Here is a 505-nt window from a genome sequence, read left to right on the forward strand (position 1 = left end):
TGGTATTACAGGTACAGATGCAAGTCTTGCGCTAGCAACCAATGCGGTTATTTTCGGCTTTAACGTTCGTGCTGATGCGCAAGCGAAAAAGATTATCGAAGAAGAATCCTTAGATCTTCGTTATTACAGCGTTATTTACGAGATTATCGATCATGTGAAACAAGCGCTTTCTGGTATGTTGGCGCCAGAATTCCGTGAAGACATTGTTGGTATTGCTGAAGTGCGTGACACCTTTAAGTCTCCGAAATTCGGTCAGGTTGCTGGTTGTATGGTTCTTGAAGGAACAATCTTCCGCAATAAGAAAATTCGTGTACTACGTGATGACATCGTTATCTTTGAAGGCGAGCTAGAATCGCTTCGTCGCTTTAAAGATGATGTAAACGAAGTTCGTTCGGGTACTGAATGTGGTATCGGTGTTAAGAACTATGACGTGAAAGTGGGCGACAAGATTGAGGTCTTCGATAAGGTCTCTATTGCGCGTACTTTGTCATAAGTTTTGTCATTA

Annotated in this window: 1 pseudogene; it reads left to right on the forward strand. The window is 42.2% G+C overall.

Annotation, left to right across the window (positions count from 1 at the left end):
- A pseudogene (locus A3738_RS09965) lies at positions 1-493 on the forward strand (translation initiation factor IF-2); the annotation flags it as partial.
- Positions 494-505: the final 12 nt, after the last annotated feature.

This window comes from Oleiphilus sp. HI0066, from assembly GCF_001635725.1.